Source organism: Kitasatospora sp. NPDC057500, from assembly GCF_042802195.1.
Taxonomy (GTDB): domain Bacteria; phylum Actinomycetota; class Actinomycetes; order Streptomycetales; family Streptomycetaceae; genus Kitasatospora.
Map to the genome: position 1 here is coordinate 1 of NZ_JBHVER010000202.1, position 14652 is coordinate 14652.

Sequence of the window (14652 nt, forward strand, 5' to 3'; positions counted from 1 at the left end):
CAACAATACAAGTAACGAGGCGCGGGTGTTATGAAAAATAAAAAACCGGCCGGGGCGGGGAGTGCTCACTCCCACTCGATGGTGCCCGGCGGCTTGCTGGTGCAGTCCAGCACCACGCGGTTGACGTCACGGACCTCGTTGGTGATCCGGGTGGAGATGCGGGCCAGCACGTCGTACGGCAGGCGCGACCAGTCGGCGGTCATGGCGTCCTCGGAGGACACCGGGCGCAGCACGATCGGGTGACCGTAGGTGCGGCCGTCGCCCTGGACGCCCACGCTGCGGACGTCCGCGAGCAGGACCACCGGGCACTGCCAGATCTCGCGGTCCAGGCCGGCCGCGGTCAGCTCCTCGCGGGCGATCGCGTCGGCCTCGCGCAGCAGGTCCAGGCGCTCCCTGGTGACCTCGCCGACGATCCGGATGCCCAGGCCCGGGCCCGGGAACGGCTGGCGCTGGACGATCTCCTCCGGCAGGCCCAGCTCCTGGCCGACCATCCGGACCTCGTCCTTGAACAGCTTGCGCAGCGGCTCGACCAGCTGGAACTGGAGGTCCTCGGGCAGGCCGCCGACGTTGTGGTGGGACTTGATGTTGGCGGTGCCGGTGCCGCCGCCGGACTCCACCACGTCCGGGTACAGGGTGCCCTGGACCAGGAAGTCGACCGACTCGCCCTGCTCGCCGGCCTCGGCGATGATCTCGGCCTGCGCCTGCTCGAAGACCCGGATGAACTCCCGGCCGATGATCTTGCGCTTCTCCTCCGGGTCGCTGACGCCCTTCAGCGCGTCGAGGAAGCGCTCCTGCGCGTCGACGACCTTCAGCTGCACGCCGGTGGCGGCCACGAAGTCCTTCTCGACCTGCTCGGTCTCGCCCTTGCGCATCAGGCCGTGGTCGACGTAGACGCAGGTCAGCCGGTCGCCGATGGCCTTGTTGACCAGGGCGGCGGCGACCGCCGAGTCCACACCGCCGGACAGGCCGCAGATCGCGCGCTTGGTGCCGACCTGGGCGCGGATCGCCGCGACCTGCTCCTCGACCACGTTGCCGGTGGTCCAGGTGGGGGCGAGGCCGGCGCCGCGGTAGAGGAAGTGCTCCAGGACCTGCTGGCCGTGGTCGGAGTGCAGCACCTCGGGGTGGTACTGGACGCCGTACAGGCGCGCCTCGTCGTTCTCGAAGGCCGCGACCGGGACCACGTCGGTGGAGGCGGTGACGGTGAAGCCCTCGGGGGCCGCGGAGCAGGCGTCGCCGTGCGACATCCACACCGAGTGCTGCGCCGGGACGCCCTCGAACAGGGTCGAGCCGGTGCGCGAGACGGTCAGCGGGGTGCGGCCGTACTCCCGGGCGCCGGTGTTGTCGACGGTGCCGCCGAGCACGGTGGCCATCAGCTGGAAGCCGTAGCACATGCCGAAGACCGGCACGCCGGCCTCGAAGATCGCGCGGTCGAGCTGCGGCGCGCCCTCCTCGTAGACCGACGAGGGACCACCGGAGAGGATGATCGCCTTGGGGTTCTTGGCGAGCATCTCGGCGACCGGCATGCTGCTCGGCACGATCTCGCTGTAGACCCGGGCCTCACGCACCCGACGGGCGATGAGCTGGGCGTACTGGGCACCGAAGTCGACGACCAGGACGGTGTCGGTCTCGGGTGCGGACTGGACGGGAGTAGCAGAGGACACAGACGGCCTTCCGGCAGCGGTACGAAAGGTGCCGCGCGGCGCGCCCTACGGAGGGTGTGCCCTACGGAGGGTGTGCGGCGGGCGACGGGCGGGGGTCTGCCACCGAGTCTACCGGGCTGGCCGGTTTCACTCGTCTGCCCGCCCCGGCGGCCGTGACCGTCCCGGCGCCCGGTTCGTTGCTCCGGGCGGACCGTACGACCCGCGCCGCGCCCGCCAGACGCGTCGCCCCGGCCCCGGCCAGGGCCCTCCGTACGGCACTGCAGGACCACGCGTGGAGCTCACCCCAGTCCACCGGCGCGCGTGGCGCCGTCGCGGAGAACCGGCCCCGGGCCGGGGAGCGGCGCGCCGTGGGACCGCGCACCGGTGCTGCGGCCGGTCAGCAGGGGACAGCGACCCCGGCCGCGACTGGACCGAGGAGGTGGGGCGGTCGGCCGCCGGGGACGCCCGGAGCCGGCCGCCGCACCCGCCGCGATCCCGGCGCACTCCGTCCGCCGTCCCCGCGCCGCTGTGCACGTCCCCGGTGCGCTCCGGCCAGCGCCATTACGCACCGTGATCATCGCCGCCACCCCACCTCCGGCCGTCCCGGAGCCCGGCGCAACGGGCCCGGTCGCGGGCCGGCCACCGGCCGGGCCGGAAACGGCCTGTACCGAATCATGCCGAATCGGTTGCAGAGCAAGCCCTTCGTCCAGGACGATGCTGCGTGGAGAGGTTCTCCCGGTGGCCGAAGGGTCACCCGTGGCGTACTCCCGGTGCCGCCGAGACCCACGGTGGCAACGATAATCACCTCACGCTCCGTGAGCGATGGTCCGATGCGGGCATGCCCGCCGGACCGCCGCCGCGGCACTCTGCGCCCGCGCGCGCCGGCCCACCCCCGCCGGAGCGACGCCGTGGCGCCCCATCCATCGGCCACCCTTCCGGACGGCGCTCCTCCCCCGGCGCCGTCACCCAGCACCGGCGCGGCCCTGACGCCGAGTGCTGAACGACAAAGGGCCCCGTTCCCCCGCGGGGCCCTTTGCCCTGTCCGGGACCGGGCGCGCCGGGCCGACCGCGCTACGGCCGGCGGCTCCAGACGCTGGGGTCCACCGGACCGTCGTCCTCCGGCCGCCGCTCGGCGGGCCGCGGCCCACCGCCCGAGCCGATCACGTCCGAGACGACCACCTCCGGGACCGTCGGCGCGCCGCCCGGGAACTCCTCCCCGGGCGGCGCCGGCGCCTCGTCCGGCGTCGTCCGCGCCCGGCGGTCGCGGGCCGCCAGCAGCGGCGGCACCGCCAGTGCGCCGACCGCCGCCCAGACCGCGTTGGCCACCAGCAGCGTCCACGGCACCAGCGCGACCGAGCTCTCGAACCCCGCGGCGCGGCTGCGGCCGAGGTAGTGGACGGTGGCCTCCGAGGAGTCCAGCATCCCGGAGACGAGCATCAGCAGGCTGAGCCCCACCGTGTACACCGCCGCCAGCCGGAGCCGGTCCGCGGCGTCCAGGCGCCGCCGGTACGCCGTCCAGCCGAGCACCGCGGCGGCGGCCAGCGCGAGCAGCCCGGTCCAGCGCCAGTCGCCGCCCGCGCCGTGCAGGTCGAAGAAGGAGTACTCCTCGACTTCCCGCGGCCCCCGGTACCAGTCCCCGTCCTCGACGGCCGGGGTGTCGCTGCTGGTCCGGAAGACCGCCCCGGAGCCCAGCCCGAGCAGCATCAGGCCGACGTTGGGCAGGAAGGCCAGCGCGGCGCCGGCCAGTCCGCCGACGACGTCCTCCTCACCGTTCTGGACCGCGACCACCACCAGTCCGACCGCCGCCGCGAGTCCGACCGAGAGCGCCATCGCCCGGCCGGCCGCCAGCCCGGCGACCGCCCAGCCGCGCACCACCCGGTTGCGCCAGGCCGCCCAGCGCAGCGCGTCCGTCCCGTGCACCGCGAACGCGAGCAGACCGGCGAGCAGCGCCGTCCAGCCGGCCCCCTCGACCCAGCCGGCCGAGGACTCGAAGGTGGTCGGGCGCATCGCCCCGGGGACCAGGTCGATGGCGGTGAATCCGCCCGGGTGCCAGCGGGCGCCGCAGGCCAGGCCGAGCAGCACGGTCACCGCGGCCGCGACCACGGCGGTGCGCACGGCCTCGCCGGCCGCCTGCCGGCGGGTCTGCTGCTCACCGGTCCGCTCCTGACGGCGGCGCGCCCCGACCCGCAGGCCGAGCCAGAGCGCGAGCAGCCACAGCACGGTGACGGTCATCGGCACCGCGCGGATCAGCGTGGCGCTGGTGTCCTCCGACCCGACCGGGCCGCCGGTGTCGATGTCCAGCCGGAACGGCGTGCCCAGGGCGCCGAGGACGATCGCCAGCGCGGTGCCGAAGCGCTCGCCGTAGGAGGGCGGGTCGGCGACGACGGTGTAGGGGAAGAAGCCCCCCGGGGTTGCGACGACGAGTGCGGCCAGCAGCAGTACGGCGGTGGGTGCGACGGCCGCGCGCAGCGCCGGGCGCCAGTCGGCGCCGGTCAGCCAGGTGAGCGCCGCGGGCCGGTCGGCGGCCGGGTCGTACGGCCGCCCGGCACCCCAGTTCCCCCCGGTCGGCGGGGTGGCCGGCGGGGCCGGGGGCAGCACCGGCGGCGGCAGGTCCGCGGGCGCCGGCTTCATGAACGGCGGGGCCGGCGGAGCCGAAGGTGGCGGCGGCGGAGGCGGAGGCAGGACGGGCGGCGGAAGCAGCGGCCTCCCGCAGGAAGCGCAGCCGAGCGCCCCCTCCGCCGAAGCCGCGCCGCAGGATGCGCAGATGGCCATGGACCGCGTCCCCCCGTCCGAACGAACGATCCCCTGGTCCCCCCAGGGCGCCCCTTTTCTCCCATCGGGTACGGACGGCTGTCAACCGGTCACACGCGGCCGAAACGCCTCGGGGCACCTCCGGGACCGTCCCCGGAGGTGCCCGCAAGGCGTCCGCCGGCCGGGTCAGGCCCGCTTCTTCGGCACCTCCGGCACCGCGAGCAGCGGCAGCCTCAGCGCGCCGAACGCGCCCTCCGGCACCGCCGGGGCGGCCGGCGCGACCGGGGCGACGCGGCGGTACTCCTCGCCGGGCGCCGGGCGGGTGTCCGGCTCGCCCTTGTTCGGCCACATCGACATGGCCCGCTCGGCCTGCGCCGTGATGGTCAGCGACGGGTTGACGCCGAGGTTGGCGGAGACCGCCGCACCGTCCACCACGCTGATCCCGGGGTGCCCGTGGAGCCGGTGGTAGGGGTCGACGACGCCGGTCAGCGGGGAGTCGCCGATCGGGCAGCCGCCCAGGAAGTGCGCGGTCATCGGGATGTCGAAGATCTCGCCGACGCTGCTGCCGGCGAAGCCGTTGATCTCCTCGGCGAGCGCCCGGGCGCCGCGCTCGGCGGCCGGGATCCAGGTCGGGTTGGGCGCGCCGTGGCCCTGGCGGGAGGTCAGCGCACCCTTGCCGAGTCCCTTCTCCTTCAGCGAGACGGTGATCGAGTTGTCCAGCGACTGCATCACCAGGCCGATGATCGTCTTCTCCGACCACCGGCGCTGGTTCATCGACCGGGCGAAGGTCACCGGATGCTTCACCGAGTTGCCGAGGTAGCGCAGCCAGCGCGGGACCCGCCCGCCGCCCGGGACCTGGGCGATCGACAGCGCGCCCATCGCGTTGGAGCCCTTGCCGTAGCGGACCGGCTCGATGTGGGTGTTCTCGTCCGGGTGGATCGAGGAGGTGATGGCCACGCCCTTGGTGAAGTCCGCGCGGGCGCCGTACCGCCGGTCGGTGGTCTGCGCGCCCACCAGGGCCTCCGAGTTGGTCCGGGTCAGCTCGCCCAGCCGGGCCGAGATCCGGGGCAGGTGGCCGGCCGCCCGCATCCGGTGCAGCAGGCTCTGGGTGCCGTACGTTCCGGCCGCGACCACCACCCTGGCGGCGGTGACGGTCCGTGCCCCGGCCTTGACCGGGTCGGTGGTCGAGCGGCTGTCCGTGCGCCGGACGTCCACCGCGAAGCCGCCGTCCAGCTCGCGGATCCGGGCCACCGTGGTGAGCGGGTGGATCTCGGCGCCGCCCCGCTCGGCCAGGTACAGGTAGTTCTCGGTCAGCATGTTCTTGGCGCCGTGCCGGCAGCCGGTCATGCACTCGCCGCACTCGACGCAGGCCCGGCGGGCCGGACCGGCGCCGCCGAAGTACGGGTCGGCCACCTCGCCGCCGGGGGCCGCCTTCGCCGTGCCGTCGCCGTCCTCGCCGTCACCGAAGAAGACCCCGACCGGCGCCATGTGGAAGGTGTCGCCGACGCCCATCCGCTCGGCGGCGGCCTTGAGGTGGACGTCGGACGGGGTGAGGGTCGGGTTGAGCCGCACCCCGAGCATCCGCCGCGCCTGGTCGTAGAACGGCGCCAGCTCCTCCTGCCAGTCGGTGATGTGGCGCCACTGGCGGTCCTCGAAGAACGCCTTCGGCGGCACGTACAGGGTGTTGGCGTAGTTCAGCGAGCCGCCGCCGACCCCGGCGCCGGCCAGGATCATCACATTGGCCAGCAGGTGGATGCGCTGGATGCCGTAGAGGCCGAGCTTCGGCGCCCACAGGTAGCCGGCGACGTCCCAGGAGTTCCTGGGCAGCTCGTCGCGCTCGAAGCGGCGCCCGGCCTCCAGGACGGCGACCCGGTACCCCTTCTCGGTCAGCCGCAGCGCCGAGACCGAACCGCCGAAACCGGAGCCGACCACGACCACGTCGTAGTCGAACTCCCGGTCCTCAGCCGAACCCACCATCTGCCACTGCTCCTTCGACAAGTCGTCCACGGGTCAACAGGCCCACAGGCGGCCCACGGGTGCTCGGGTCCACGGGGCCGCGAACGGGCTACCGGACGCGCAGCGCCTTCAGCACCCGCAGCCCGGCGGTCATCACCGCCGCGTACTGCCGGTCGTCCTGGCCGAACGCCGGCGCGATCGGCAGCAGCCGCTGGCCGGCGATCGTCTGCGCCTCGGTGAACCGCAGGATGCCCTCGGCGCCGTGCCGCCGACCGAGCCCGGAATCGCCCATACCGCCCATCGGCGAGCCCGCCGAGCCGTACGCCGCGCCGTAGGCCTCGTTGACGTTGACGGTGCCGGTGCGCAGCCGGGCCGCGACCGCGCGGCCGCGCCGGACGTCCCTGGTCCAGACGCTGGAGTTGAGGCCGTACGGGGTGGAGTTGGCGGCGGCCACCGCCTCCTCCTCGGTGTCGAAGCGGTAGACCGAGACCACCGGGCCGAAGGTCTCCTCGCCGCACACCGCCATGTCCGGGGTGACGCCCTCCAGGATGGTCGGCTCGAAGAAGAACGGGCCGAGGTCCGGCCGGGCCTTCCCGCCGGCCACCACGGTGGCGCCGGCCTCGACCGCCTCCTCGACGTGCCGGGTGGTGGTCTCCAGCTGACGGGCGGAGACCAGCGAGCCCATGTCGGCCCCGTAGGCGAGGCCGCCGCCGAGCCGCAGCGCGCGGGTGCGGGCGGCGAACTTCGCGAGGAACTCGTCGGCCACCGAGCGGTGCACCAGCAGCCGCTCGATCGAGATGCAGAGCTGGCCGGCCGAGGAGAAGCAGGCCCGGACGGCGCCCTCGGCGGCCCGGTCGAGGTCTGCGTCGGCGAGCACCAGCATGGCGTTCTTGCCGCCGAGTTCGAGCGAGGCGCCGACCAGCCGCTCGGCGGCGCGCCGGGCGACGTCGCGGCCGGTGCGGGTGGAGCCGGTGAACGAGACGTAGTCGCCGTGCTCGACCACGGCCGGGCCGATCACCGGGCCGTCGCCGATCACGATCTGCCACAGGTCGGCCGGCAGCCCGGCCTCGACCAGCAGCTCACGGGCCCAGAGCGCGGTCAGCGCGGTCTGCGTGTCCGGCTTGTTGACCACCGCGTTGCCCGCCACGAAGGCCGGCAGGGCGTCGCCGACGGACAGCTCCAGCGGGTAGTTCCACGGCGAGATGTGGCCGATCACGCCCTTGGGGCGACGGGCCTCGACGGTCTGGGTGAGCAGCGGCACCGCGCCGAGGTGCCGCTTGTCGCGCAGGTAGGCCTGGGCGGAGCGGCCGTAGTGGCGGGCCGCGATGGCGACGGCGAGGACCTCCTCGAAGGCGTGCAGCCGGGCCTTGCCGGTCTCCGCCTGGATGAGGTCGAGCACCTCGTCCTGCCGCTTGAGCAGCAGGTCGTGGAAGCGCAGCAGCACGGCGGCGCGGCGGCGGACCGGCAGCGCCGCCCAGGCCGGCTGGGCGCGCCGGGCCAGCTCGTAGGCGACCTCGACGTCCGCCGGGGTGGACCTCGGCAGGCCGGCCAGCCGTTCGCCGGTCAGCGGCGCGACGGTCTCCACCAGGCTGGGCTCGCCGGTGGCGGTGACCCCGGAGACGAGCCGGGCGACCAGTGACGGGGGCACGGCCGAGGCTACGGTGCGCCCTCCGCCGGGCGCGGCGGGGTTGCGGCCCGGCGCGCCGGGGCCGGCGGGGTCATGGGCCGTGGCGGCTGCTGTGAGGTCCGTCATAGGGCGCAGCCTAGGCGCTCGGCGCCCACTTCGGTACCCGTCGGTAACAACAAACCGGGTGGCCGGCGGCGGCCCGCCGGGTCAGCGGGTCGGGGTGAAGTAGTGCAGCACCGCGTTGAACCGCTGCTCGGCCTCGTTCCACTCGTTGCCCCGTTCCGGGCTGGACGAGTAGATCGCGTAGCTGGTGCCGTCCTTGTCGATGAACTCGGCCTCGATCGCCCGGCGGCGGCCGCCCTCCTTGGCCAGGTAGCTGAACTCCCAGACCGCCCCCTCGTGGCCGTTCACCGCCACGCCGGTCATCCGGTGCTGCTTGTAGTCCTTGCGCGTGGAGACGGTGGTCTCCATCTGCCGCATGTGGTCCAGCGGTCTGACCGACTGGCCCACGGTGACCGCGAACTGCAGGTAGTGCACCTTGTTGTCGGGGCTGTAGTAGATCTGGTTGTCGGACGTGGTGGTGCGCTGCCAGACCGGGGTGGACGCGGGCAGCGGGAAGCGGAAGCCCGCCGGGTCGTCCACCCAGCGGTAGCCCTCGGGCGGTGCGGGCAGGTTGTCGCCGGGCGCGTTCGAGCCGGCCCGGGGCGGTTGGACCACGTCCGTCCCGTCCTCCCGGTCCGCCAGGTAGAGCGCCCCGCCGGCGCCCCCGGCGACCAGCACCGCCAGCACCACCCCCAGGACCAGCAGCACTCGACGGCGCCGGGCCGGCCCGCGCACCGGCGCGTCCGCGTACACCACCGGCGCACCCGGAGCGGTGGACGCCCCTTCGACGCCCTCCCGCGCCCCCACGGACGGCACGGTCGACGCCTCCTCGGCCGCAGCCGCCGCCCGACGCGGCACCGTGACCGCCTCGGCCGAAGCGTCCGGACCGTCCGGGCCGTCCGAGGCCTCCGGTCCGCCCTCCGGCGCGACCGGCACCCCCTGCTCGCCCGACCGGTCCACCACCGGCACCGACTGGGTCGGCACCCGCACCGGCGTGACCGGCTTGAACCCCATGGTGTGCCCGGCCTGCACCTCGGCCAGCATCCGGGCCGCCTCGTCGGCGGTCGGCCGGTCAGCCGGGTCCTTGGCCATCAGCGCGGCCAGCACCGGCCCCAGCGGGCCCGCCCGGCGCGGCTCCGGCAGCGGATCGCCGACCACCGCGGCCAGCGTGGTCAGTGGCGAGGTGCGGCGGAACGGCGAGTCGCCCTCCACCGCCGCGTACAGCGTCGCCCCGAGCCCCCACAGGTCGGAGGCCGGGCCCGGCCGCTCGCCCTGCGCCCGCTCCGGCGCCAGGTAGTCCGGCGAACCGACCAGGTCGCCCGGCCGGGTCAGCTCGGCCGAGCCCTCGTACGTCGCGATCCCGAAGTCCAGCAGCACCGCCCGCCCGGTCCCGTGCTCCAGCAGCACATTGGCCGGCTTCACGTCCCGGTGCAGCACGCCCAACTGGTGGCCCCGGTGCAGCGCGGCCAGCACCTGGCCGCCCACCTCGGCGGCGGCGCGCGGCGGCAGCGTGCCGTCCTGGCTGATCACATCGGCCAGCGAGCGGCCGTCGACCAGCTCCATGACGATCCACGGCCGGCCGTCCTGCTCCAGCACGTCGTGCACGGTGATCACGCCGGGGTGCTTGATCCGGGCCGCCGCGGAGGCCTCCCGCTTCATCCGGGCGTGCAGGATCTCCAGCTCCTCCTCGGGGAGGTGGCTGACGGTCAGCTCCTTGACCGCCACCTCGCGGTCCAGCATCCGGTCCCGGGCCCGCCACACCGTGCCCATGCCGCCGCGGCCCAGCCGCTCACCCAGCTCGTAGCGCCCGGCCAGCAGCCGCTCCGCCTCGGCCGAATCCGGCCGGTCCTGCGCGCCCATCCGCGACCGCTCCCCCTCATCCACCTGCCGTCACCGCGACGGAGGGCCCGGCGCAGACCACTCGGTGCAGACCACTGAATCGAACAAATCCCACGGACACATTAGGCGCCCCGTCCGTACCCCGGTAATCTCCCCCACCCGCCACGGTGGCGACCATGCTCCCACCAGCCCCGTCAGCCTGCGAACAGCACCACGGCCACCACCCCGAGGACCAGCAGCAGGAACACCCCTCCGACCAGCAGCGGACCCAGCAGCGACGGCGGAATCCGCGGCGGCCCGGCCGGACCGGACGCCTCCGCCCCCGGCTGCTCCGCGTCCGGCGCACCGTCACGCCCGGCCGTCCGGCGCCCCCGGGCCGGTCGGCGAGGCCCCGGCAGCGGCTGCGCCATCCGCTCCTCGACCACCCGCTCCTCCGCCGCCGGCTCGGGTGCGCCCGCCAGCAGCTCCGCCAGTTCCAGCCGGATCTCCGCCGCGGTCGGCCGCCGCGCCGGATCGGGCTGCACCAGCCGCTCCACCAGTGGCCCCAGCGGCCCGCAGGCCTCCGACGGCACCCGCCGGCCCTCCCGCACCGCCGTCACCAGCTCCGGCACCCCGCTCTCCGGGTACGGCGCGCGGCCGGTCACCATCCGGTGCAGCAGCACCCCGAGCGCCCAGCAGTCGCCGGCCGGACCGCCGTCCAGCGGCCAGCGCTCCGCCACCGAGCCGACCAGCTCGGCCCTGACCTCGTAGCGGCGCCTGCCGCCGGGACCGCCCAGTTCCTCGGCCAGCACCTCCTCGGCCACCCCCGGAAGCAGCCCGCCCAACAGCGCCGCGCCGTCCTCGCAGACCAGCACCGACTCCGCGGTCAGGTTCCCGTGCGTCAGCCCCGCACCGTGCAGCGCCCGCAGCGCCGCGGCGAGGTCCGCCGCGATCTCCGCCGCCCGGTACGGCGGCAGCGGGCCCTCGGCGAGCACCGCGGCCAGCGGGCGCCCGGCCGGCCGCTCCTCGACGGTCCAGAGCAGCTCGCCCTCGACGAACGCCCCGGCCCCCTGAAGGATCCGCGGATGCCTCGGCGCGGCGGCACCGACGGCCGCCACCCGGCGCACCAGCCGCTCGCCCCGCTCGGACCCTTCGCCGTCCGGCCCCTGATCCCCGGTCAGCGGTGCGGGAAGCTCCCACCCGCGCAACCGCACGACGTCGCCGCTGCGCTCGTCCACGGCGATCGTACTCAGCGCCTCCGGACGGTCCGTCAGCCGGTAACGCCCCGCCAGCACCTGCCCCGGGCCCGCTCGCATGCGTGTTCCTCTCCGCTCACCGCCCAAGCCTAGGCCCTGCCCGGCCGCGGAAGACTCCGCGCGCACCCCGGACTACCCTCGGTCCATGGACTGGACCGATCTGATCGACGCGGCCTTCGACGTGGCCGGCAACAGCAGCAGCGACAACCGGGCCGCGGCCCTGCGCACCGTCCAGGCGAACGTCGCCCACGACGAGAAGCCGATCGCCTCCACCGCCGGGCGCCACCCCGACCACTTCCGCAAGGGCATCCTGGTCCTGACCACCCACCGGCTGCTCTTCCTCAAGGACGGCAAGCCCCCGGTTCCGGTTCCGCTCGAAGCGGTCACCGACGCGACCGTCACCAGGACCAGGATCAACGGCGAAGTGCTGCTGGTGGTTGCGCTCACCGGCTCGCACCGCTTCGAGGACGTGGTCAAGGCGGAGGTGTTCGCCGAACAGCTCCGCGCCGCCGCCGGGTCGGCCCGCGAGGCCTCCCGGAAGGCCCTCGCCGCCCCGGCTCCCGCCCCCGCCGCCCCCGGCGCCGACCTGCTGGACCAGCTGGAACGCCTCGCCGCCCTGCACACCGCGGGCGCCCTCACCGACGACGAGTTCACCCGCGCGAAGCAACGCCTGATCGGCTGACGGCCTGGGCCGCTCGGCCCGCCGGTGGTCTACGGGGCCGGCTGGAAGGTGTCGAACGCGGTCTGCCGGACCTGGGCGTTCGCGGCCCAGTCGGCGTCCGGCGTCGTCCAGTAGATCGCGTAGCCGTACTTGGCCGGGGAGCCGGTGACGAAGCCCCGGTTCAGCGAGTGCATCCGCGGGTTGCCGCTGATCCACTCCCAGTCGGCGGCGTTGGTCCACTCCCGGTAGGCGACGGACTGCAACTGCACCTGCTGGTAGTTGCTCACCTGGCCGCGCAGCCCCGGTTCGGCGTCCTGCCAGGCGCCGAGCGCGCTCTCCCCCGGGGTGGTCGTCCACTCGATCCGCAGGGTGCTGCCGTTGCCCTTGAAGGTGCGGCGGATCGACTCCGAGCCCGACAGCTGGAGCCAGTCGGGCAGCACGATCGAGAAGCCGGTCGGGTCCTTGTACTCGTGGTACCCGGCCGGCACGACGACCCCGGTCGGAGTCGGCGTCGGAGTGGGCGTCGGAGTCGGCGTGGGCGTGTCGCTCGGCGTGGGGGTCGGCGTCGGCGTGTCGCTCGGCGTGGGGGCGGGCTCTGGCGCCACGCCCTCCGCCGGGCCCTGCCCCTCCGCGGCCGGGTCCGCCGGAGCGTCGCCCGGCGTGGTGGTGTCCGTGGCGGCCGCGACCGGACCGGTGCTGTACGTGCCCGCCGCCGAGCCGTCGCCGGACCCGCCGAGCGCCTGGAGCAGCGCGACCACGCCCGCGATCAGCAGCAGCACCACCACGACCGTCGCCACGGCCAGCCGCCGCCGGCCGGTGCGCGGGTCCGCTCCGGCCGCCTGGGTCGCGCCCAGCGTCCACTCACTGGTCACCGGCCGGGCCGCCTCGGTGTCCGGTCCGGCCGGTCCCGACGGCTCCGCCGACTCCGACGGCTTCGCGGTCTCCGCCGCCTCCGCGGGCACCACCGGCGCCGCCGGCGACTCCCCGCTCCCCGCGTCCCCGGCACGGCTGCCCACCCGGACCGTCCCGAGCAGCCCGCCGACCGGCGGCTTCCCGCCGCCCTCCGCGACCGGCACCGCCTGCTCGGTGGTCGACTCGGCCCGCGCGGTCGACTCCGCGACCACCCGCTTGAGCATCGACCGGGTCTGCGAGGCGGTCAGCCGCTTCGCCGGGTCCTTGGCCAGCAGCCCCTCGATCACCGGCCCCAGCGACCCGGCGTTCGCCGGGGTGGCCAGCTCCTCCGTCATCACCGCCGTCAGGGTGGCCAGCGCCGAGCCCCGGTCGTACGGCGGCCGGCCCTCGATCATCGCGTACAGCGTGCCGCCCAGCGACCACAGGTCGGCCGGCGGTCCGGGCTTCTGCCCCTGGGCCCGCTCCGGGGAGATGTAGGAGGGCGCGCCGACCAGCATCCCGGTGGAGGTCACCGAGGTGTCCCCCTCCACGCTGGCGATGCCGAAGTCGGTGAGCACCACCCGGCCGTCCTCGCCGATCAGCACATTGGACGGCTTGACGTCCCGGTGCAGGATGCCGAGCGCGTGCGCGGCGCTCAGCACGCCGAGCACGTCCAGCGCGATCTCCGCCGCCCGGGCCGGCGCCAGCGGGCCGTCCTCCCGGACCACGTCCGCCAGCGACCGGGACTCGACCAGCTCCATGACGATCCACGGCCGGTCGTCCTCCTCGACCACGTCGAAGACGGTGACCGCCGAGTTGTGCCGGATCCGCGCCGTCGCCTTGGCCTCGCGCAGGGTCCGGACGATCAGCCGGTGCTTCTCGTCCTCCTCCACGCTGGCGTTCATCCGCAGTTCCTTGACCGCGACCGCCCGGCCCAGCATCTCGTCCTCGGCGCGCCAGACGGTACCCATGCCGCCGCGCCCGAGCACCGCGTTCAGCCGGTAGCGGCCGGCCAGGAGGCGGCCGGTGGAACCCTGCGCCTGGGTCATTCGGAACGTTCCCCCATGTGCTGCTGGCGGTCGTGATGACGGAACGTCGGACCGGCGTCGGGCCCGAACGCCCAAGCCTCCATCATCCCCTGTCCCGCGCGCCCCCGACCACCCGGCCCCCGGCCACCCTGGCACAGGTCCCGGCCGGGGGCCGCGGTCCGTGCCCGATCCGTGATCGAAAACTCTGTCGATCCCGCTCCGGGCCCTGCTACCGTGCGGCAGCTCACCGTCTTTCCGGGGGGAACACGACGTTCATGACCGCATCCGCACCGGGCGCTGACGGCCAGTCGGGCCGGCCGCCCACGGCCCCGCACTTCTCGGTCGCACCGGAACCGGAGACCCCGGAGGGGTACGCGGCCCCCGGCATGCCCGGCGCCCCGGTGGCCGGTTACCGCCCCGCCGACCCGGCCGTCCCCGCCGCCGGGGCCGAACCGGCCGACGCGGCCGACGGCTCCGGACACGCCCCGGGAGGCCGTCGCCACCGGCAGCGCACCGGCCCGGCCGTGGCGCTGGCCGTCCTCGCGATGCTGGCCGGCGCCGCGGCGTTCGGCTGCGCGCCGGCCCGGGCGGAGGCCACCGTCGGCTGGCTGGCCATCGCCCCGGCGGCGGCGGTCGCCTGGCCGCTGGGCCGGCTCGGCGGCCCGAACCGGCTGCTGCCGCCGCTGGGAGCCCTGCTGGCGTCCGGCGCGCTGCTCCTCGGCCAGTTACTGGGGCAGACCCGCAGGCTGCACGCACTGGCCGGCACCGGCTACGGGGAGCTGCTGCACGACGCCCTCCCGCTCTGGCGCGACGGCCGCCGCCCACTGGACCTGGTCTTCTACGGCATCGCCGTGATCGGCGGCTTCCTCCTGACCCGCCGCGCCGCCACCCGCCAGTAGCCGCCCCCGCACGGCACGGGGCG

9 protein-coding genes are annotated in these 14652 nt (G+C 75.2%); 2 read left to right on the forward strand and 7 right to left on the reverse strand.

Going from position 1 to position 14652, the window contains the following annotated elements:
* Positions 1-65: 65 nt before the first annotated feature.
* From guaA to ACFU74_RS30575, 6 genes are all read right to left on the reverse strand, one after another.
* Complete coding sequence (gene guaA / locus ACFU74_RS30550; RefSeq protein ID WP_380762542.1) at positions 66-1661, reverse strand: glutamine-hydrolyzing GMP synthase; 1596 nt, start codon at positions 1659-1661, stop codon at positions 66-68.
* 1050 nt (positions 1662-2711) lie between these two features.
* Positions 2712-4271 carry a hypothetical protein gene (locus tag ACFU74_RS30555; protein WP_380762545.1) on the reverse strand — a complete coding sequence of 520 codons (1560 nt, stop codon included), beginning with the start codon at positions 4269-4271 and terminating at the stop codon, positions 2712-2714.
* Positions 4272-4577: 306 nt separating this feature from the next.
* On the reverse strand, positions 4578-6368 hold the full coding sequence (locus ACFU74_RS30560) for a GMC oxidoreductase (RefSeq protein ID WP_380762547.1): 1791 nt from the start codon (positions 6366-6368) through the stop codon (positions 4578-4580).
* Between the two features lie 88 nt (positions 6369-6456).
* The gene (locus tag ACFU74_RS30565) at positions 6457-8100 is read right to left on the reverse strand and encodes a succinic semialdehyde dehydrogenase (RefSeq protein WP_380762549.1); all 1644 of its coding nucleotides are present in this window, start codon (positions 8098-8100) and stop codon (positions 6457-6459) included.
* 81 nt (positions 8101-8181) lie between these two features.
* On the reverse strand, positions 8182-9936 hold the full coding sequence (locus tag ACFU74_RS30570) for a serine/threonine-protein kinase (protein WP_380762552.1): 1755 nt from the start codon (positions 9934-9936) through the stop codon (positions 8182-8184).
* Positions 9937-10109: 173 nt separating this feature from the next.
* Positions 10110-11210: a protein kinase gene (locus ACFU74_RS30575; RefSeq protein WP_380762555.1), complete on the reverse strand. Its 1101-nt coding sequence runs from the start codon at positions 11208-11210 to the stop codon at positions 10110-10112.
* An 85-nt stretch (positions 11211-11295) separates the two neighbouring features.
* On the opposite strand from ACFU74_RS30575, the gene ACFU74_RS30580 reads away from it, so the two are divergent.
* The gene (locus ACFU74_RS30580; RefSeq protein ID WP_380762557.1) at positions 11296-11832 is read left to right on the forward strand and encodes an SHOCT domain-containing protein; all 537 of its coding nucleotides are present in this window, start codon (positions 11296-11298) and stop codon (positions 11830-11832) included.
* A gap of 29 nt (positions 11833-11861) precedes the next feature.
* Here ACFU74_RS30580 and ACFU74_RS30585 read toward each other — a convergent pair whose 3' ends face one another.
* A complete protein-coding gene (locus ACFU74_RS30585) occupies positions 11862-13751 on the reverse strand; it encodes a serine/threonine-protein kinase (protein ID WP_380762559.1) in 1890 nt (629 codons plus the stop codon).
* A gap of 254 nt (positions 13752-14005) precedes the next feature.
* Between ACFU74_RS30585 and ACFU74_RS30590 the strand changes: the two genes are divergently transcribed.
* Entirely contained in the window at positions 14006-14629 is a 624-nt protein-coding gene (locus ACFU74_RS30590) for a hypothetical protein (RefSeq protein ID WP_380762562.1), read from the forward strand.
* The last annotated feature ends 23 nt before the right edge of the window (positions 14630-14652 follow it).

What these genes read in the sequence shown, in the direction of transcription:
- ACFU74_RS30585 (WP_380762559.1), bottom strand. Translation starts at nt 13,751, where the DNA reads ATGACCCAGGCGCAGGGTTCCACCGGCCGCCTCCTGGCCGGCCGCTAC.
- ACFU74_RS30560 (WP_380762547.1), bottom strand. Translation starts at nt 6,368, where the DNA reads ATGGTGGGTTCGGCTGAGGACCGGGAGTTCGACTACGACGTGGTCGTG.
- ACFU74_RS30575 (WP_380762555.1), bottom strand. Translation starts at nt 11,210, where the DNA reads ATGCGAGCGGGCCCGGGGCAGGTGCTGGCGGGGCGTTACCGGCTGACG.
- ACFU74_RS30570 (WP_380762552.1), bottom strand. Translation starts at nt 9,936, where the DNA reads ATGGGCGCGCAGGACCGGCCGGATTCGGCCGAGGCGGAGCGGCTGCTG.
- ACFU74_RS30565 (WP_380762549.1), bottom strand. Translation starts at nt 8,100, where the DNA reads ATGACGGACCTCACAGCAGCCGCCACGGCCCATGACCCCGCCGGCCCC.
- ACFU74_RS30555 (WP_380762545.1), bottom strand. Translation starts at nt 4,271, where the DNA reads ATGAAGCCGGCGCCCGCGGACCTGCCGCCGCCGGTGCTGCCCCCGGCC.
- ACFU74_RS30580 (WP_380762557.1), top strand. Translation starts at nt 11,296, where the DNA reads ATGGACTGGACCGATCTGATCGACGCGGCCTTCGACGTGGCCGGCAAC.
- ACFU74_RS30590 (WP_380762562.1), top strand. Translation starts at nt 14,006, where the DNA reads ATGACCGCATCCGCACCGGGCGCTGACGGCCAGTCGGGCCGGCCGCCC.